At 46.7% G+C, this 20,070-nt stretch carries 17 protein-coding genes; 7 read left to right on the top strand and 10 right to left on the bottom strand.

The annotated features are described in order from the left end of the window. Nucleotides 1-90: 90 nt before the first annotated feature. From endA to M988_RS18195, 4 genes are all read right to left on the bottom strand, one after another. Nucleotides 91-801 carry a deoxyribonuclease I gene (gene endA, locus M988_RS18180; protein WP_064575201.1) on the bottom strand — a complete coding sequence of 237 codons (711 nt, stop codon included), beginning with the start codon at nucleotides 799-801 and terminating at the stop codon, nucleotides 91-93. A gap of 128 nt (nucleotides 802-929) precedes the next feature. Then, nucleotides 930-1,463: a SprT family zinc-dependent metalloprotease gene (locus M988_RS18185; RefSeq protein ID WP_039187826.1), complete on the bottom strand. Its 534-nt coding sequence runs from the start codon at nucleotides 1,461-1,463 to the stop codon at nucleotides 930-932. 233 nt (nucleotides 1,464-1,696) lie between these two features. Then, nucleotides 1,697-2,194, bottom strand: coding sequence for a hypothetical protein (locus M988_RS18190; protein WP_064575203.1), 498 nt, complete (start codon nucleotides 2,192-2,194; stop codon nucleotides 1,697-1,699). Between the two features lie 102 nt (nucleotides 2,195-2,296). Then, complete coding sequence (locus tag M988_RS18195) at nucleotides 2,297-2,530, bottom strand: hypothetical protein (protein ID WP_061059272.1); 234 nt, start codon at nucleotides 2,528-2,530, stop codon at nucleotides 2,297-2,299. 814 nt (nucleotides 2,531-3,344) lie between these two features. Between M988_RS18195 and cadB the strand changes: the two genes are divergently transcribed. Beyond that, nucleotides 3,345-4,670 (top strand): cadaverine/lysine antiporter, encoded by a 1,326-nt coding sequence (cadB, locus tag M988_RS18200; RefSeq protein WP_064575205.1) that lies wholly within the window; start codon nucleotides 3,345-3,347, stop codon nucleotides 4,668-4,670. 92 nt (nucleotides 4,671-4,762) lie between these two features. Then, nucleotides 4,763-6,982 carry a lysine decarboxylase gene (gene cadA / locus M988_RS18205; protein WP_008814817.1) on the top strand — a complete coding sequence of 740 codons (2,220 nt, stop codon included), beginning with the start codon at nucleotides 4,763-4,765 and terminating at the stop codon, nucleotides 6,980-6,982. Nucleotides 6,983-7,061: 79 nt separating this feature from the next. On the opposite strand, the gene M988_RS18210 is transcribed toward cadA, so the two are convergent. Beyond that, nucleotides 7,062-8,222: a glutathionylspermidine synthase family protein gene (locus M988_RS18210; protein WP_008814816.1), complete on the bottom strand. Its 1,161-nt coding sequence runs from the start codon at nucleotides 8,220-8,222 to the stop codon at nucleotides 7,062-7,064. 2 nt (nucleotides 8,223-8,224) lie between these two features. Next, nucleotides 8,225-8,908, bottom strand: a complete 684-nt coding sequence (locus M988_RS18215) for a DUF1190 family protein (RefSeq protein WP_004093532.1) — start codon at nucleotides 8,906-8,908, stop codon at nucleotides 8,225-8,227. 517 nt (nucleotides 8,909-9,425) lie between these two features. Here M988_RS18215 and M988_RS18220 point away from each other — a divergent pair. The 4 genes from M988_RS18220 to dhaM all read left to right on the top strand — a co-directional run bounded on the left by M988_RS18220 (nucleotide 9,426) and on the right by dhaM (nucleotide 13,824). Further along, complete coding sequence (locus M988_RS18220; RefSeq protein WP_004093530.1) at nucleotides 9,426-10,526, top strand: glycerol dehydrogenase; 1,101 nt, start codon at nucleotides 9,426-9,428, stop codon at nucleotides 10,524-10,526. Between the two features lie 101 nt (nucleotides 10,527-10,627). After that, nucleotides 10,628-11,698, top strand: coding sequence for a dihydroxyacetone kinase subunit DhaK (gene dhaK / locus M988_RS18225; RefSeq protein ID WP_008814815.1), 1,071 nt, complete (start codon nucleotides 10,628-10,630; stop codon nucleotides 11,696-11,698). A gap of 1 nt (nucleotide 11,699) precedes the next feature. Then, nucleotides 11,700-12,329: a dihydroxyacetone kinase subunit DhaL gene (gene dhaL, locus M988_RS18230; RefSeq protein ID WP_004093526.1), complete on the top strand. Its 630-nt coding sequence runs from the start codon at nucleotides 11,700-11,702 to the stop codon at nucleotides 12,327-12,329. A gap of 34 nt (nucleotides 12,330-12,363) precedes the next feature. Then, nucleotides 12,364-13,824, top strand: coding sequence for a dihydroxyacetone kinase phosphoryl donor subunit DhaM (gene dhaM / locus M988_RS18235; protein WP_064575207.1), 1,461 nt, complete (start codon nucleotides 12,364-12,366; stop codon nucleotides 13,822-13,824). Between the two features lie 44 nt (nucleotides 13,825-13,868). On the opposite strand, the gene M988_RS18240 is transcribed toward dhaM, so the two are convergent. The 3 genes from M988_RS18240 to M988_RS18250 are packed head-to-tail and all read right to left on the bottom strand — an operon-like array spanning nucleotide 13,869 to nucleotide 18,284. Beyond that, on the bottom strand, nucleotides 13,869-15,059 hold the full coding sequence (locus tag M988_RS18240; protein WP_064575210.1) for a glycoside hydrolase family 88 protein: 1,191 nt from the start codon (nucleotides 15,057-15,059) through the stop codon (nucleotides 13,869-13,871). 59 nt (nucleotides 15,060-15,118) lie between these two features. Then, the gene (locus M988_RS18245) at nucleotides 15,119-16,408 is read right to left on the bottom strand and encodes an oligosaccharide MFS transporter (protein ID WP_008814812.1); all 1,290 of its coding nucleotides are present in this window, start codon (nucleotides 16,406-16,408) and stop codon (nucleotides 15,119-15,121) included. Nucleotides 16,409-16,454: 46 nt separating this feature from the next. Next, a complete protein-coding gene (locus M988_RS18250; protein WP_064575212.1) occupies nucleotides 16,455-18,284 on the bottom strand; it encodes a DUF2264 domain-containing protein in 1,830 nt (609 codons plus the stop codon). Between the two features lie 226 nt (nucleotides 18,285-18,510). On the opposite strand from M988_RS18250, the gene M988_RS18255 reads away from it, so the two are divergent. After that, nucleotides 18,511-19,371: an AraC family transcriptional regulator gene (locus tag M988_RS18255; RefSeq protein WP_039187810.1), complete on the top strand. Its 861-nt coding sequence runs from the start codon at nucleotides 18,511-18,513 to the stop codon at nucleotides 19,369-19,371. Between the two features lie 71 nt (nucleotides 19,372-19,442). On the opposite strand, the gene M988_RS18260 is transcribed toward M988_RS18255, so the two are convergent. After that, nucleotides 19,443-20,063: a LysE family translocator gene (locus tag M988_RS18260; protein WP_064575213.1), complete on the bottom strand. Its 621-nt coding sequence runs from the start codon at nucleotides 20,061-20,063 to the stop codon at nucleotides 19,443-19,445. Between the last annotated feature and the right edge of the window lie 7 nt (nucleotides 20,064-20,070).

A 20,070-nucleotide genomic window follows, 5' to 3' on the forward strand; every position in this document is an offset into this window, starting at 1 on the left:
CGCCGCAACGCAGCGCTGCTAAAAAAGATATACGGGATTATAAAGGCTGGAGTAGCGACAATGCTAATCATCACGTCAAACCGTTAAAACTCAGCCTTTAAGATTCTCGCAGGCTTGCTGGACATAAGGGTTATGATTCCCCTGCATGTTTGCAATCCGCTGGTCACGCAGACACTCCCACTTCGTGACTGGATATTGCCGATTCCATACATCAAATAGCTGAGTTTGCTGTTTCGACAACCTAATATTGTACTGGTCACGCATATAAAAATAGGTTCTAGCAATAGCACCACGAGCACGGGCGGGTGGCTCCGCCTGCTTGTTTTTGAAATCAACTTTCATCGGACATTGGCCATACTGCCCTTCTCCACCGCGCCATTGACTATACATAAAGTTGTTGCGGTCACCGTTAACCTCTCCCACGGCAGGCTGTAAATTATGTAAATCAGTTTCAATTTTCACGTACTGGGGAATTTTGGCGCAGTTTTTTCGCCCCCCATCCTGCCAGCACTGCATTTGATGACCAAACTGCCATGCCGGTACAACGTGCTCCCATTCAATGCGTGAGGCACGGTTCAGGTTTTTACGCGGCTGATAGCCACAACTTTCAAGGTCGGGAATACCTTTTTTCCCCTGCCATTCAATCTTGCAGCCACAGTAGAACGAACCGGGTGCGTCTTGATTAACCTTAACCGCAGCCGCTTTTGCTTGAGTGAAATTATTAATTTTTTGTGCCTGCCCCGAAAACGGGTAAGCCAGAAGCGTCGATAACGTCAGCGCGTAATAAAATTTGCGAAGCATATTCCAAAAACAACATAAAAACGGAAAGGCCGCAGGGTAGACAATCCGCCTTAGTCACGCAAACTTTGAAGAGATTAAATTGTTAATAAATGAAGATTTGGATGTTTATTGCACATTTTAGGAAAGCTTTAACGCTCAGCAATCGTTCCGGGGCTGAAACTCAAAACTTGACCACATTGTCGACAGCGATATTCTGACTCCTTGCGCATCACTTTATTATGACGACGCACGGTCAGCTGATGCAGTTGGCAGGCACAGCGATAAGGGTAAGTCTTACCACTCACTGACTCCACGCCGAATTTATGGGTACGACGCGGTTCGATACCCAAAACATGTCCCATCATCCACTGCCATTCACGGCCATGAGGGGAAACCTTACCAAACTGTTTATAGACCAAAAGATGTGCCAACTCATGTGGCACCACTTCATCAATAAACGCCTGACCATTCTCTAGTAATAAGACTGGATTTAGACGAATCTCCCAATCTTGCAGCCATGCGGTTCCCGCAGTGGTGCCACGCTGTTGATAGCTGATTTTGGGTTCAGGATATTGAGTTTTTAGCTGTGCATTTGCTCGAGCCAACGCATTACGTAAGCACTGCATGACAGCCTGCTGTAAAGCAATAGGAAGTCTTCGGGAAACAAGAGCGCGTTGTGTCATGCGTATTAGGATAATCAGAGAAGGAGTCGCTCGCAAGCCCCATAGTTTTGAGACAATGACGCAGGGTAACACAGCGCCTATGCATCATTGCACCAATCAGTAAAAACATTAAACACTAAAGAATATCTGAACATTATCTTGTAGATATCTTTGAAGCCTTTCATCGTTAAATGTCTGCTCCAGCCAATAGGGTTGAGAATCTAACCTATTACATCTTTATTACGATGAGATCATTAACGTTGAGCGCTTTTTATTTCTGATGCAGCTTCAACTCTTTGTTGTAGATTTGAAACACGTGCATCACACTCAGTTGAAGATATACTGGCCATCGAAAATGCTTTGCTATCTTTAAAATAGCGGCCGCAAATAGCGGAAACATCTTCGGCGAACTTATTTGAGAAATTTTTCAACATATCCATTTTACTTGTTTTTTTCTGTCTAAAATTTTCAAAGGAAAAAGTATCAGGATGATTATTAATCACACTGTATATTGCATATATTTCAACAGACTTACGTCCCGACAACGCATTGCTCATTAAGGTATTTTCATCTATATCCTTAGACCATTTAAAAACAGTTTTATTTCCGCTGTCGAAATTTTTTCTATCATTTTTTAATAATGCAGAAAATACCTTACCCGCTTCTGTCTGATAAAAATCAGAAGGAAGAACGGCACCTGCCTTCAAAGACACGCTAGCCAACAGCAATAAAATAACAAGATCCTTCGTCATTCGTTCTCCTATGTACCACAATTAAATTACAGGCATAGCTGACTGATTTGCAGACGTTTTCATAATCGATATACCTACAAGACAGAGTCATAATAAATATTATCAATGTTCATGATGGTGATGTTTATCATCGTGATGATAATCATGATGGTCATAGTTATCACTACTATCATAATTACTATCATCACCTGAGTCACTTACCGCAATGGCAGCAACAACACCCACGATAAGGACCAATGCCCCTAAGGTTTTAAAATCGTCTCCGCTGAAATTTGCACACCCAACAACGGATAGTGAAAGAATACCTATCAGAGAATTCCTTAAAAACTTCGCCATTCATATCACCTATACATCCATGTTGATTTTCTATTAAAGAAAATATATACCGTAATTATGCCCATCGACCAAAACGCCTGCAGCAATATTAGGCTTTAATAAAATAAAAACAACTATAAATAGCATGTTTTCCCATTACAAATAACTATTAAATATATATTAAGGGTAATTCATATCGTATTAAAAATAACTATCCACTCTATTTTTAATCTTCCTGAAAATCTACGGCAATATAACCGCCTCATCTACCTACCCACCGATGTAGAATAAATCATATTTATTTCTTTCTTGCTGACAACTTATCTCATATATTAATTATTGTTAACACGGCGAAACGTTCACTCCAAGAATCATCAGCATGACAGCTCAAAACGTGTTCACCCGAGATACAACCTCGACAAGCAATGCTGAGAAGTCACGCAGGTGCCAGCGCTATAACAATGAAGGTGATACTGTGGCAGCGGACTGAAAGACGACCAATCATGCCCCATCATGCACAGACAGCTATGTAATATAACAATTATATTAATACTTACATAAAACCACTCAAAATAATTAAATTCATATTTATCATTACGATAAAACATTCCCATAATGACCATGAAATATTATTTTTAATAAAATCATACATATGCTAATAGCATATAGCTTGCTGATTTTTTTGAATAAAAAGCCGCCATCAAAAATGATACTCACTAAAGCAAAATATTGATTATTACCTATACTTATTTTCGTGGTGTGTATTGCTAAGCAATTGACGCAATAAGATTACGTCTATTTGTCGAGCTTAATATTCTTATGGGAGTGGCAGTTTATGGCATCTGCAAAGAAAATTGGCCTCATTGCCTGTACTGGTGTCGTTGCCGGTAATATGATGGGAAGCGGCATAGCATTACTACCCGCTAACCTCGCAAGCTTAGGGTCTATCGCTATTATTGGTTGGATCGTTGCACTAATTGGTGCAATTTCATTAGCTTATGTTTACGCCAGATTAGCAACCAAAAACCCTCAGGAAGGTGGTCCTATCGCCTACGCGGGTGAAATCGGTCCGGCCTTCGGTTTTCAAACCGGGGTACTCTATTACCATGCAAACTGGATTGGTAACCTTGCGATAGGTATTACCGCCGTATCGTATCTTTCTACCTTTTTCCCTATGTTTAACAGCCCGATACCCGCCGGTATCGCCTGTATCGCGATTGTCTGGATTTTTACCTTCGTCAATATGCTCGGCGGCGCATGGGTTAGTCGTTTAACCACCATAGGTCTGGTTCTCGTACTCATTCCCGTTATCGGTACAGGTATCGCGGGCTGGTACTGGTTTGATATGGGAACCTATCAAGCTAACTGGAATACCTCGGGCGGTACCGATTATCACGCCGTCATTAAAAGTATTCTGTTATGTCTGTGGGCCTTTATCGGCGTTGAGTCTGCGGCGGTAAGTACCGGTATGGTGGAAAACCCAAAACGTAACGTTCCTATCGCAACGATGCTGGGGACATTCCTTGCCGGTATTGTCTACATCGCCGCAACACAGGTGATTGCCGGTATGTATCCCGCCTCTCAGATGGCAGCATCCGGCGCTCCGTTTGCCGTCAGCGCCTCGACGATGGTCGGTAGCTGGGCTGGCCCAGTTGTTTCTGCATTTACCGCCTTTGCCTGCTTAACATCATTAGGCTCATGGATGATGCTGGTTGGTCAAGCCGGCGCTCGTGCTGCCCACGATGGGAACTTCCCGAAAGTGTATGGCGAAATGGATAAAGATGGTATTCCGCGCAAGGGGCTATTCTTAGCAGCCATAAAAATGACGGTGCTGATGATTCTGATCACCGTGATGAATGCCAGCGGCGGTAAAGCCTCAGATCTGTTCGGTGAGCTGACAGGGATTGCCGTCTTGCTGACCATGCTGCCGTACTTCTACTCCTGTATCGACCTGATTCGCTTTGACGGTGCAAACCTGAAAAACATCCTGAGCCTGATTGCTTCAGTGTTGGGATGCGTGTTCTGCTTTATCGCCCTGATGGGCGCCAACTCGTTCGAACTCGCCGGTACCTTCATCATCAGCCTGATTATCCTGATGTTCTACTCACGTAAAATGGGGCGTGATAAAGAAGCCAGCGCAGCCACCGGTGGCCAATCCTAACTAAGATCTAAATATTTGCTAATACATGATACCGAAGGCCTTCGCGCCTTCGGTATTAATAACCCAGCCCACAGAAGTCTGGAGAGTTTTGCATGAATATCATTGCCATCATGAACGACTTAAGCGCTTATTTTAAGGAAGAACCACTGCGCGAACTGCATCAAGAATTGGAAAAGGAAGGATTCCGTATCGCCTACCCAAAAGACCGTAGTGATCTTCTGAAGCTTATTGAAAACAACTCTCGCCTGTGCGGCGTTATTTTCGATTGGGATAAATACAATCTTGAGTTAAGCGCTGAAATCAGCGAACTCAACAAGCTGCTCCCTATTTATGCATTCGCAAATACTTACTCGACGCTTGACGTTAACATGAGCGATCTTCGCCTGAATGTTCGCTTCTTTGAATATGCACTAGGCAGCGCACAGGATATTGCGACCAAGATTCGCCAGAGTACGGATCAATATATCGACACCATTCTGCCGCCGTTAACTAAAGCGCTGTTCAAATACGTTAAAGAAGAGAAATACACGTTCTGTACCCCCGGACACATGGGCGGCACCGCCTTCGATAAAAGCCCCGTCGGCAGTCTGTTCTACGATTTCTTTGGCGAAAATACTATGCGTTCAGATATTTCGATCTCCGTATCTGAACTGGGGTCGCTGCTCGATCACAGTGGGCCACATCGTGATGCAGAAGAGTATATCGCACGCACGTTTAATGCCGATCGCAGCTATATCGTCACCAACGGCACTTCAACAGCCAATAAAATCGTCGGTATGTACTCCTCGCCCGCCGGTGCCACCATTCTGATTGACCGTAACTGCCATAAATCTTTGACCCATCTAATGATGATGAGCAACGTGGTTCCGGTGTATCTGCGCCCAACGCGTAACGCCTACGGCATTCTCGGCGGTATTCCACAAAGCGAATTCACCCGTGCCAGCATTGAAGAAAAAGTGAAAAACACGCCAAACGCAACGTGGCCCGTGCATGCTGTGATAACCAACTCCACTTACGATGGCCTGTTCTACAATACCGAATACATTAAAAAAACGCTGGATGTTAAGTCGATTCACTTCGACTCCGCTTGGGTTCCCTATACCAACTTCCATCCGATTTACCAAGGCAAAGCGGGGATGAGCGGTGAACGTGTTCCGGGCAAAATCATTTATGAAACACAGTCCACGCATAAACTGCTAGCGGCGTTCTCGCAAGCTTCAATGATCCACGTGAAGGGCGAAATTAACGAAGAGACGTTTAACGAAGCCTATATGATGCATACCTCCACTTCACCGCATTACGGTATCGTTGCATCAACGGAAACCGCAGCGGCCATGATGAGAGGTAATGCAGGTAAGCGTTTGATCAATGGCTCAATTGAGCGAGCAATTCGCTTCCGTAAAGAGATCCGCCGCCTGCGTGCAGAATCCGATGGTTGGTTCTTTGATGTTTGGCAGCCAGACAATATCGACGAAGTCGCATGCTGGCCGCTGAACCCACGCAATGAATGGCACGGGTTCCCGAATATCGACAGCGATCATATGTATCTTGATCCCATCAAAGTTACCCTATTAACTCCAGGGCTTAGCCCGAACGGCACATTAGAGGATGAAGGGATCCCTGCATCGATCGTTTCCAAATACTTGGACGAACACGGTATTATCGTGGAAAAAACGGGGCCATATAACCTGCTGTTCCTGTTCAGCATCGGGATCGACAAAACCAAAGCGCTCAGCCTGCTGCGTGCACTGACCGACTTCAAACGCGTATACGATCTCAATCTTCGGGTGAAGAACGTTTTACCATCGTTGTATAACGAGGCACCGGATTTCTATAAGGAGATGCGGATTCAGGAGTTGGCACAGGGCATCCATGCACTGGTAAAACATCATAATTTGCCCGATCTCATGTACCGAGCCTTTGAAGTATTACCGCAGTTGGTGATGACGCCGCACGACGCATTCCAAGAGGAAGTACGCGGCAACATCGAACCCTGTGCGCTTGATGACATGCTAGGTAAAGTCAGTGCGAATATGATCCTACCGTACCCTCCGGGCGTTCCGGTGGTTATGCCAGGGGAAATGCTCACAAAAGAGAGCCGCCCAGTACTGAGTTTCCTGCAAATGCTGTGTGAAATTGGCGCACACTACCCAGGCTTTGAAACCGATATCCACGGCGTCCATCGCGATGGAAGCACCGGTAAATACATGGTGGTGGTATTGAAAGAAGGCGCGGATGAGCCCGGTGATAAACCGAGTGATACGGTGAAAAAGGCACCGGGGAAAAAGCCTTCGGCCGCTAAGAAAAAGTAACCGTTTGAAGATGTAAAAAAACCCGCCATTTATGGCGGGTTTCTTCATCGTGTATCGTGAGACAACTGCTAATTCAGCATTAATCTACAATTACATGCGGATAATAACGCGACAGATCTTGGGTGATCAGGCTGTGATCTTCTCGGATACCCATTCCAGCAGGCTGATCGTTGACCAGCCAGCTACCAATCAGCACATAGCTGTCACCGAATTTAGGCAACGGATGGAATTGCTGAATGATCATGCCTTCCTCACCGTAAGGGCCATCGACGCTAGCCACTTCCTTACCATTCTCCACAATGCGAATATTGGCACCTTCACGGGAGAACAACGGCTTAACCACATAATGATCCAGCTCGGGCTGATTGCCATCGGCAAAATAGGCCGGTAACAGGTTAGGATGGTTAGGGAACATTTCCCACAGCATCGGCAACAACGCTTTATTGGAGATAATGCTCTTCCACGCGGGTTCTAACCAACGCACACCGGCGTCTTCCAGCTTGGTAGAGAAAATCTCGCGCATCATGAATTCCCACGGGTACAGTTTAAACAGGTTGCTAATCACCTGATCCTGCGTATCCGTGAACTGACCACGCTCACCTAAGCCAATATCTTCAATAAAGACAAACTCGGTCGCTAAGCCTGCTTCATGCGCACAATCCTGCAAATATTGCACCGTGCCGCGATCTTCATCAGTATCCTGACAGCAAGCCATATGCAGTAGGCCAAAACCATGAGCCTCTTTCAGCTCGGCAAAACGCTCGATCAGTTTCTCTTGCAGACTATTAAACTGGTCAGCGTCCTGCGGCAGTTTGCCAGCAGCTATCTGATCTTCCAGCCAGATCCATTGAAAGAAGGCCGATTCATATAAAGATGTCGGCGTGTCCGCGTTGTTCTCCAGCAGCTTAGCCGGATTAACACCGTCGTAGGCCAAATCCAGACGCGAATAAAGCGAAGGCTGCTGGGTACGCCAAGAACTACGCACAAACTCCCAAACATGCTTAGGGATCTGGAATTTAGTCATCAGCTCATCGCTGGCGATCACCTTCTCGACCACTTTCAAACACATCTGATGGAGTTCCGCTGTGGTTTCTTCCAGCTCTTCCACCTGCGCTAGGCTGAACTGGTAGAACGCATCCTCACACCAGTAGGGCTCGCCATACATAGTGTGAAATTGGAAACCATACTCCGTGGCTTTTTCGCGCCAGTCCGGACGCTCACTAATAGGTACACGTTTCATGCTTAGCCACCCATGCTACGGGTGCCAGATTTACTGCTGGTCGCGGCGCTGCTACGCTGCATCGCGCTCTGTTTTGCAACGCTCTCACCAAATCCACCGCGAGTAACGGTTGAAGTCGTGGCTGGCTTTGGTGCCATCGCGGTTTTTGGCACGTTCATAGTGCGTCCGCCTGCGGTGGCAGGGCCATAGCTCTTACCGGTCGCATCCACAAATTTGCCATTAGCCGGGCTGGTTGCTGATTTAGAGCTAAACAGCGGCTGTTGGTTATAAGCGCCGCCGCCCATCATCCGACCCATCATGTAACCCGCCATCAGAGGCATCCAGAAGCTGCCGCTCTGTTGTGGCTGAGCCTGAGTTTCGCCGTTAGTGCTAGGAGCCATACCTGCCTGAGCGGGTGCCTGAGTACACTGGCCTTCGCCAAACTCAGCAATACAGTCTTCACGCGATGCGTATTTTGGTGCCGTTTTTTCAGCTTCTTTCAGTGCGTTTTGATATGACTCTTTACACTGCGCGCTCATGGAAGGATTCGCATTGCTGCAGTCATCTGCGTTTTGATACAGAGAAACCGTCTCATCCGTCTTCTCGCAGCCTGCCAGCATAAACACGGCGCTCACCGCAATCGCTACTGGCGCAAAACGCCAGCTCTTGCGGAAAGCAGCGCGGTTAATATTCTTAGTCCGTTTCATTTGTGGATTTCCTCTTATTTCACAGGCCTGCTTACTTTATACATACCCAAATGAGCTGGAACGGCGTCAAGGCGGCAATGGAGTAACCCCCGACAAGCTTACCTCAATAAGCGATTCGGATGAGCGTAAGCCACCAACGCAGGAACAGTCTCAAATAAGAAGGGTATACAAAAATTGTGCCTATGTGTCCCAGATACCCGTTAGCATAGGTTAAAGCTGATTAAATTTAAAGCGTAACCGCCTATTCATCGCGTGATTTACACAGCCTGAAAGAGGAATGTGCGATAGGTCTCTCTTTCTCGCTTTCCGTCCTTTTTATCGTTCCATTTCGAAACAACATCCCTCACTATGCGTTTCAATATGAAACGTAAATCCGCTTTGTTTTTTGTTCTTTTTTTCGCCGTATAGTCATCAACAGAGAAATAACAGCACCAATAAATATCCCGCTTCCGAAGTATGGAAGCTACGCGCTTAAGTTCTAATCCGATTGCTTAGTGATTTATTGAGGAGCTTTATTATGTTGAAAGTAATCCAATCCCCATCCAAATATATTCAAGGTGCAAACGCGCTGCAGTCTATCGGTCAGTACGCCAAAATGCTGGCAAATAACTACTTCGTCATTGCCGATGATTTTGTCATGAAACTGGCTGGCGACACGGTCGGCAGCAGCTTAAAGCAGCACGAAGTAGAAAGTCATTTCGCCCTGTTCGGCGGCGAATGCAGCCATAAAGAAATTAACCGCCTGATTGCTGAGCTGAAAAAACATGGCTGCAAAGGCGTCATCGGTATTGGTGGGGGGAAAACACTAGATACCGCAAAAGCTATCGCGTTCTATCAAAAACTGCCGGTAATCGTGGTTCCAACCATTGCATCTACCGATGCGCCGACGAGTGCCCTTTCTGTCATCTATAGTGAAGAGGGCGAGTTCGAAGAATATCTGATGTATCCAACCAACCCAGACATGGTGATTATGGATACGGCTATTATCGCCAAAGCGCCTGTGCGTTTATTAGTGGCCGGTATGGGTGATGCGCTCTCTACCTATTTCGAAGCCCAAGCTTGCTACGATGCGCATGCTATTAGCATGGCCGGTGGTGAATCCACGCTTGCGGCGGTCACGCTGGCACGTCTGTGCTACGAAACACTGCTTGAGGAAGGTTATAAAGCCAAGCTCGCGGTTGAAGCTGGCGTGGCGACCACGGCAGTAGAACGCATCGTTGAAGCCAATACCTACCTGAGCGGCATCGGTTTTGAGAGCTCAGGTTTAGCGGCTGCTCACGCCATCCACAACGGTTTTACCGTGTTAGAAGAGTGCCATCACCTGTACCACGGCGAAAAAGTGGCGTTCGGTACCCTGACCCAGTTAGTTCTGCAAAACAGCAGCAGCGAACAGATCGAAACCGTCCTCGACTTCTGCTTGCAGGTTGGTTTGCCGGTTACGCTGAAAGAGATGGGCGTGAAAGCCGACGATAAGCTGGAAGAGAAAATCATGGCTGTTGCTAAAGCGAGCTGTGCCGAAGGCGAAACCATCCATAACATGCCGTTCAAAGTCACTCCAGAACAGGTCTTCGCTGCCATTCTCGCGGCAGACCGCTTGGGCCAAGCTTGGCTGAAGTAAATCACTGGTCCACGTAAATCAAAGTGAACGACCGCAACCCCTTCCCTGTTTGATTTTCAGGGAAGGGTCTATCAAACACAGATTTCTTCGGAGCCTTTTTAATGAAAAAGCTAATCAACCAGGTCGAAACCGTTTTGCAGGAACAAATTCTTGGATTGGTGGAAGCCCATCCTGAATTAACGCTACACCAAGAGCCCGTGTTTGTGACTCGCGCCGATGCCCCTGTGGTAGGCAAGGTCGGAATACTGTCCGGCGGCGGCAGCGGTCATGAGCCCATGCACTGTGGCTTTATCGGGGAAGGTATGCTGGATGGAGCATGTCCGGGGGAAATCTTCACGTCACCCACACCCGATCAGATGTTCGAATGCGGCCAAGCTATTGACGGTGGCAAAGGCGTTTTGATGATCATCAAAAATTATACTGGCGACGTTTTGAATTTTGAAACTGCGGCGGAATTACTGCACGACAGTGGCACTCAGGTAGGAACCATTCTGGTTGACGATGACGTTGCCGTAAAGGATAGCTTATATACCGCTGGGCGTCGTGGCGTAGCAAATACCGTATTGATTGAAAAATTACTCGGGGCAGCCGCTGCGCGCGGCGACTCACTCGACCAGTTGGTCGAGCTCGGACATAAACTCAATAACGAAGGCCACTCTATCGGCATCGCACTTCAAGCATGTACCGTTCCTGCGGCCGGTAAGCCCTCTTTTGTACTGCCTGAAAATGTTATGGAATTCGGCGTCGGCATCCACGGTGAGCCGGGTATTGAACGTCGTGAATTTACCACGCTCAACCAAACCGTTGACGAGATGTTTGCAACCCTGATTGCACACGGAAAATATCAGCGCACGTTACGCTCTTGGGACCGTAAGGCTGGTGAGTGGAAAGAACAAACACAGCCTAAACACCCCCTGCAAAAAGGCGACCGCGTCATTGCATTGGTCAACAATCTGGGAGCAACACCGCTTTCTGAACTCTATGGTGTATATCATCGCCTGCAACACTGTTGCACTGAGTTTGGCATCACCATCGAACGTAAATTAGTAGGCTCTTACTGCACATCACTCGATATGCAAGGTATCTCAATCACGCTTCTGAAAGCTGACACTGAAACGCTATCCCTGTGGGATGCGCCCGTCAATACACCGGCTTTGCGTTGGGGAATGTAATATGTCATTGACTAAACAACAAATTGTTAACTGGCTCATGCGCTGCGGCGAAGTTTTTGCCGAACAAAAAGACTTTCTGACTCAGCTCGATACTGAAATCGGTGATGCCGACCACGGTCTCAATATGAACCGTGGCTTCAATAAAGTCGTGGAGAAGCTGCCATCGTTCGCAGACAAAGACATTGGCTTTATCTTGAAAAACACCGGGATGACGCTGCTTTCTAGCGTAGGAGGAGCCAGCGGCCCCCTCTTCGGTACCTTCTTTATTCGTGCATCACAAAGCACCGCGGCCAAACAAAGTTTATCGCTGAGTGAGCTGACCCAAATGCTCAAAGAGGGTGTTGAAGGTGTCGTTAGCCGCGGCAAAGCAGAACCGAATGACAAAACCATGTGCGACGTTTGGTGGCCAGTAGTGGCATCGCTGGAAGCCTCTAGTCAAAAAGATCTGTCAGTACCACAGGCTTTGGATCTGGCCGTTGATGCGGCACGTCAGGCACTCGAAGGCACGATTACCATGCAGGCTCGTAAAGGTCGCGCTAGCTATTTAGGCGAACGCAGTATTGGCCATCAAGACCCTGGTGCGACTTCAGCGTGGCTGATGATGCAAACCTTGGCTGAAGTCACACATTAGTCGTGTATTCCGTTCACTGCTCTAGGGATAAAGTATGGTCAACATCGTTGTAGTCTCGCACAGTGCCAAACTGGCCGATGGCGTCGCTGAGCTGGCCGCTCAGATGACGCAAAACGGCTGCCGTCTGGTCGTCGCCGCTGGGGTAGACGATCCCGATCATCCCATCGGGACCGATGCCATTAAAGTGATGCAGGCAATCGAAGAAGTATTCGATCCTTCAGGCGTATTGATCATGATGGATCTCGGAAGCGCATTGTTAAGCACCGAAACCGCGCTAGAACTGCTCGATCCTGAAATGAGCGCTAGAGTGAAAGCCTGCTCTGCCCCCATCGTTGAAGGAACTTTGGCGGCGGTGGTTGCCGCTTCAGCAGGGGCTTCATTAGCAGAGGTGGAGCGCGAAGCCCAGTCGGCATTGCAGGCAAAAAAAGCACAGCTCGGCGAGAAAGAACCACAAGCAAAAGAAATGACCAGTGAGTCACCCACGCTACGTAGCGACGAGCGTGGCGTTAGCTGGAAAATTAACAATCCCAATGGATTGCATGTTCGCCCTGCCGCCAAGCTAGCAACGGCGATGGCTCCATTTGACGCTGAGTTGGTTTTATACAAGCTGGATAGCGTCAGAGGCAACCGCCATGCCGATCCTCGTAGTCTTAACCAGCTAGCTTTATTGCAGATACGCAAAGACGATGAGATCCGCTTAGTTGCCAAAGGTTCACAGGCCGAAGAAGCCTTAGCCGCATTTAAACAACTCGCAGAAAGCAATTTTGGTGAAAACATCGCGCCTGATACAAACGCAGGGCAAATATTGCAGGGTAAATCCGTTATGGATACTCAGGTCAGCGCTCCCGCGTTTGTGCTACCCACGCAAGATGTCGAAGTGCCCGACCGCCAGATCTTATCCGATCGAATTGAGATTGAACAACAACGGCTGCGTCAGGCGATCGCCAAAACCTTGCAAGACCTTAGCCGACTCGCGGATCGCACAAATCAACTGCTCGGCAAACAGCACGCAGGGATCTTCGGTGCACACAGCATGTTAATTGACGATCCCGACTTGCAAAATTCAGCGTTTAGCCGCATCGCCAGCAGTTTGTGCAGCGCAGAAATCGCTTGGCAAACGGAGCTCACCGAGATGGCAGATGCTTACCGTGAGCTAGATGATGAATATTTGCAGGCGCGTGAGCTCGACGTTCGAGATATCTTGCAGCGTACCCTGCTTCATCTGGCCGGTGAAACACAGGAAATTCAAAACCCGAGCGTTCCGTCTATTCTTCTCGCTCGCGAGCTCATGCCCTCAGATACCATTATGTTAGACCGTCGTCTGGTGCAAGGTATCGTGCTCTCTCAGGGAAATGCGCTGTCCCATTCCGCTATTTTAGCTAATGCGCTAGGTATCCCAATGATTGTCGGCGTTGGCGATAGCCTGAAACGAGCACAGGAAGGGCAAAAAATCACCCTGAATGCGGCACGCGGCGAAGTCATTTTGGGCCATTAATATTCATCCGGCGGGGTTCTCTCCCCGCCACGATTCCTACCGTCTTACCAATACATCTTCCAAACTCGCGTTGCTCGCACCAACGCTTCGAGATAAAAATAGTCCCCCCAGCTGCAGCACTCATCAATCCCCTTCCCTCCGCTGAGGTGATAGACCGAATGCTTCAATAGGCCATCGGTTTGGTCTTCATCACCCGCTAAATAATTTTGCGTCAATGAAGATAAAATCCGCAGCGCCATTTCTTCATAATAAGCACGCTCAGGATCGAGAACCGGTAACGTCTCAAGCAGCTCCAGCAACCCGCAGACAGCAATCGCAGCAGCCGAACTATCGCGATACTGATCTGTACCAAGCAGTGCCAGATCCCAATGGCATACATCATCCTCCGGTAAGCGATTCAAGAAGTAATGTGCTAAACGACGTGAGATCTCAACGAACTCAGACTCCCCTGTGTAGTGATAAGTCAGCAAAAAACCGTAGATCCCCCATGCCTGCCCTCGCGACCAACAAGAGTCATCCGCATAGCCTTGATGGGTATTGCCATAACGAGGCTCCCCGCTGACGGTATCCATATAGTATGTGTGATAGGTCGAAGCGTCTGGCCGAATAATATATTTCGCCGCTTGATGTGCATGGGCCTGAGCGGCTGCTGCAAAACGTGGATCCCCCGTCTGCTCACTCGCCCAGTACAGCAGCGGCAAATTCATATTGCAGTCGATGATCATGCGTCCATGCTGATCTGGATCGTTAAGATCTCCCCATGCTTGAATGATCTGCGCCGTGGAGCTATAGCGCTCAAGCAGAGCCTCTGCCGCATGCAAAGCAAAGCAGCGAGCATCACGATTACCGGTCAATCGCCACGCACTCACACAAGAGAGCGTATAGAGAAAACCAAGATCGTGAGTGTCGGTATCTATGCGATGAGTGATTCTATGTCCAAAAGAACGCACTTGTTTTTCTGCCGCTAGCCGAAATTCTTCACGACCACTCAGCTCCCACGCCAACCAAAGTTGTCCCGTCCAAAAACTGGTTGTCCATTCCTCGTTTTCGGTCAGCTTATAGCGTCCTTTCTCACAGGTTTCTGCGGGGAATTTGTCACCGAAAGCATGGAGATTGTGCGACAGCTTTTGCAGAACGCAACTCTGAGCCAGCTGTAATTGGTGCTTGAGCGCAGCGCGATCAATCCGATTTAACTCTATTGGCCGCAAGGGCTCTTTAATAAGATTAATTAACACCAGTTATCTCCCTTAAGTTATCGATAGCCCTAAATCATTCAAGTGCTGAGGTAAAAAGGCTACGCCTTTGAACCGTGAATAGCGTCAGTCTCTGCGGTACTAGGCTCAGGCAAAATCGTCGGTTTAGAACGGCTGCAATGACATTCCGACAAGGTAAAGGCGGAAATTAACGTGAATACCAGAGCGCAAGAGCCCATTAATAAATAGGTGTGTTCAAAACCAATGCGGTCATACAGGTAGCCTGCTGGCGGGGCAACAACGATGGAGCCGACGTAAATCATGGCCTGATAGCCGAGCAAATACATGGTGGCATTAACGCGCTTATCGAAATGCTCAGCGATATATTTGAACACTGAAATCAGCAGCATAGAGATTTCCAGTCCATAGAGAGGCTTAATGAAAGAGATCATAATGGGATCGCTAGTTAGCCCCGAGGCAATCAGTCGCGCCCCGACAACACATCCCGTCATTAGAAGCGTTTTCTTAGCGCCATAACGATTCACCACCCACGGGATCACCATCATCATCAAAAATTCGGTACCGGATTGGGCCGTGCTCAAATAGCCATACATGGCATTGCCCTGCTCTTTACTGGCGAAAAAAGAAACGAAGTAGCGAGGAAACTGTTGTTCGGCAATAAACATCATCCATGCAACGCCCGCAACGTAAAGACAAAACATCCAGAATTTATGGTTTTTTAAGAGCGCAATCACATCAGAAAAAACAATTTTATCATTGGAAATAACGTTATTATTTTTTAACTTTTCATCGCTAATTTTCAAACTAACCATCACCAACAACATCAATAATGAAGTGATACTACTCACCATAAAGTTATAAGTTGGCGTAAGGTTAAATAATATGCCAGACACCGATGCAGCTAATGCCCAACCGAGAGAGCCCCACATCCTTATTTGGCCAAATTCCATTTTGTATAGTCGACTGAAACGATCTGCATAAGACTCTGACGCCGCTACACCCGCATACCAACCTAAACTTAGATAGAGAGCCCCCACAACAATCCCAACAAAAGTATGAGTCAATAACAGAGGCAGATATAGGTAAACAAAAAAGGGAGCCATACATGCCGAAATAACGATTACAAAATAGAGTAGTTTTTTACTCATACCAATTTTATCCATGATATAACCGTATATCGGTTTTAATATCACGGCAAAAACACCATTAATTGCAAAAACACTACCAATAGTTACGCTATCTAGCCCAACCTTTTGACTCAGCCATAATGCATACAAACCAAAGCTAGATGACCATGTAAAGAAATAAAGAAAAATGAAAGTGCTTATGCGGTAATAAGCACCGCGATTAATTTCAGAAATACTTTTCATGGCCATCTCCTGAGAAATTGGCAAACGGAAGGTTAAACGCGAGTTTTTACTTTATGACCGTAAGTAATATTATTTTGTTTTCACCATTAACCGTAATAGATAAATGATGCTTCTCTAAACGCACGTTAATTTCACTTTTATATTCCTCTGATGGGAAAGCCCCTATGGCACTCATCAACCAATGATCTCCACGTTCCAAACTCGTTCTAAATACAGGAATTATTGCTCGATCCGCAAAGAGAATATGACTATTCGGCGGAGTTATTACCGTGTCAGCCGCGCTTCCACGGGAGAATGAACGTAGGATGCAGAAATCGTCATCGGTGGTTATTTGTACCCGATCGTCTTCAGTTTTCACCTTCGGAAGAGGACGGTATTTAAGTGCAAACCCTCCGTCAATGGCTTCTAGATGGCGTTCATTAATAATGTGATGAACTCGGACTTGCCAATGATTAACCGGAATCAGCCACGTTTCTACACTTACGTCAGGCCATGCCTGCCAACGACTATAAATAAAGTCATCATGAGTCAATATCGCATCACAAACGCGTCGAGAACGATAGTAACCATCACATTCACTCAGCAATAAGGCGCTGTCACAACCCGCATGGCTTAGCCCATATCGACCGCGATCGAGCGTGAAGCCGAAGCGATTGGAATAGGCAAACTTGGTATATTTTGCATCCGTATTCACAAAATTATTCAATTCGCGCTGGCCGGAAGTTGTCATCCACACATGGCGAGAATCATCGTTATGAGTCAATATTTGTGCGGCCTCGTGAATCACATGACCGCCGTTCATCGTAGGTAATGGTTTCTCAGCCTCTTGCCAAAAGGCATCTGAATCAGGCAACGCTAAAATAAGAAAGAGTTTGAATGCCCAATATGGTGAGCCCGGAGCATTATAATCCTCAGCCATAATCAGATTAGGATAGGCATAACCGATACTAAGGATGCCATCACGATCAAAGATCGGTTGCTTCATCCACCAACGCAGATGACGTAAAATAAGCCCCTTAATTGTTCCTTTATCTAAAACATTGAGATCAGAAAATGCCGCCGCGCTCCAGAATGCGGCCTCTGCAAATCGATAACTGAGACTACGACCAAAAGGCACCGCAGAACCATCCCGTGCAAACATCCAAATGAAATCCTGAGCAAACAGGGTAGCTCGCTGACGCAGTTCTTGTGAGCGCTGCGGATCTTCTTTTTCCATCATCTTTGCATAAAGCAAACCATAATAATGAAAGCCCATGGAAATATAGTAATCACGAGGACGATCTGGTCCATCGGAGTACCAACCATTACCAATATAGTAGGCCTCCATACTGGAAAACCTTTTTTCCACAGCATCTTTATTAAACGGTAATCCTGCCTTCAAAAAACCAACCTGGACTAATATAGGAAAATAATTCCAGTTATTATCGGGTATTTCTGCCTCCGCACTTTGGTTCAACCAAAGATAGATATTCTCTTGTTCCTTTGAGGTGAAATAAGACAACAGTTTTTTATTTAATAGCGCAAGACCAAGACCATAGACCGCCATTTCAACACATCGCTGATCGTAGTCACTAATATCCCCCCAATAGGCTGGATGATTAGGATCAGTACCACAACGAATACCTTGAATGAAAAACTCCCACTGTTCACAATTACCACCACCGTGAATTAATGGAAATAACCCCCATAAAACGCGAGAGAAACCTTCCATTTTAGCAATTTCAGCGCCGTAATGCGTTGTGGTATTCGCAATATCTAAACCACTTTGCTCTACCTGCATTAAAGGTGAAAGTGCAGCAACCATTTCTTTTAGCGCTAACTCAGTATCATTCTTATTTTCTAAACTTGGATTTAACGTGATATTAGTTGGTTGCACGATATGGTCTCGCTCTATTTTTTACTTCAGTTAGAGGATTATAGAATTAACAGTTATGTTTAATATTGCGTGACAGGAATAGTAGACGCTAGACATTAGGTTGAATTGTTATGATGCTCACACTTTTATCATCATTATTAAATTCCGATTGATAAATAAGCTCATTAATGCGCTAAATTACAAAATAAACGCTAAAAATTATAATCTGTTGTCATGGTGGCAAAGCATGAAGCAGCAAGATCTTCTCGAACGTATTACTCTGAATGAACGTTTTGTATCGTTTAACCGTATGCATAACATGAGTGCTAACTACTACCATTGGCATCAGTGCCTAGAGTTGTTATTCGTCAGTCAGGGCTACGGCATTGTGATTGTCGATAATCAGCAGTACACGGCAAAACCGGGAAGACTTTTTATATTCCCTCCTTTTCGATTACACAAAGTTCATGTTGAGCAGGACGATCGTAATATCTACCACCGAACGACGATCCATGTGGATCACACCATAGTGGAAAGCTTCCTCGCCCCTTTTCCTCGCCAGCAAGAGCACTTTCGTCATATTTGCAACCCACAAGGGCTGGCTCAGGTTTACGATCTGGAAGCCGATGCTGACTTTATGGAACGGTTGCTTGCACAGTTTGATCAACGTGAACCACAACAAAGCCATCAACTCGCCGAGCTCTCTCTACTTTTAATGCAGATGTTAGAGTTGCTACCGGAAAGCATGGCAACTCATCCAGCCTATACCTCCACCAACGCCTCACGCGTCATGAGCTGGATTGAGCAACACTATGCTCAAAAATTTGTGTTAGATGACTTGGCTAAAGCCCTTAATCTTTCGAAGAGCTATACCTCTCGAGTCTTCCGACAAGAGACGGGAGGATCGATTCAAGAATATCTAGCAACTCGCCGTATCAAACGCGCCTGCGAGCTTCTATCGATGAGTGATGAGCCGATTGAAAGTATCGCGAACCAAACTGGTTTTAGCGAAACCTCATATTTCATTACCACATTCAGAAATAAATTGGGGCAGACACCGCTGCAGTACCGAAAACTTCGCCGCTTGCAGGCAAGTTTTGAGCAATAAAAAACCACCTCATATGAAGGTGGTCTAGAAGATTTAAGCATTCTAGCCGTGCTAAATGCGCCACACAGCGCTTACTTCATGATAAGCCGGACGCCCAAAATAGCCATAACACATCCGCTAAGCCTATCAAGATAACGTCGATACCCGAGATACCAACGGCGCGGACGGTCAGAAGAGAGCGCATAAGCAACCAGTCCGTACCACACAAAATCAATCAATAGCGCTAACACCGGCAGCAGCAAATACATGTATACAGGAATTTTATGGCTGAGCGTAGCGGCAAAGATACTACCAAATACAAGAGCCGTATTTGGGTTACTCAACTGGGTCATGAGACCGGTGATGAATGCTCTACGTATGTTCAGCTCAGAACCTTGTGTGCTCCCCAAATCAATCGTTGTTTGAGGCCTAAAAAATATCTTAAGGGCTAGCCAAATCAGATACATTCCACCCGCAGTTTTTAAAGCCGTATATAACCAGGGAACCAGCGTTAAAATTGAATGCAATCCCGTCAGTGCAATAATCGCGAAAATCATACACCCAACGCCCATCCCTAATGAAACCGCTAGCGCTCCACGCCTCGACGAGGACACCGCCGTTCTTGCAACCAGAACAAAGCTCTGCCCTGGGCTCATGGCACCTAGCAGAATGGTGGTTGATATAGTCAAAAGTGCCAGTAAATCTCCAACCATATTGTTT

Origin of the sequence: Hafnia paralvei ATCC 29927 (genome assembly GCF_001655005.1) — a bacterium.
GTDB classification, from domain to species: Bacteria; Pseudomonadota; Gammaproteobacteria; order Enterobacterales; family Enterobacteriaceae; genus Hafnia; species Hafnia paralvei.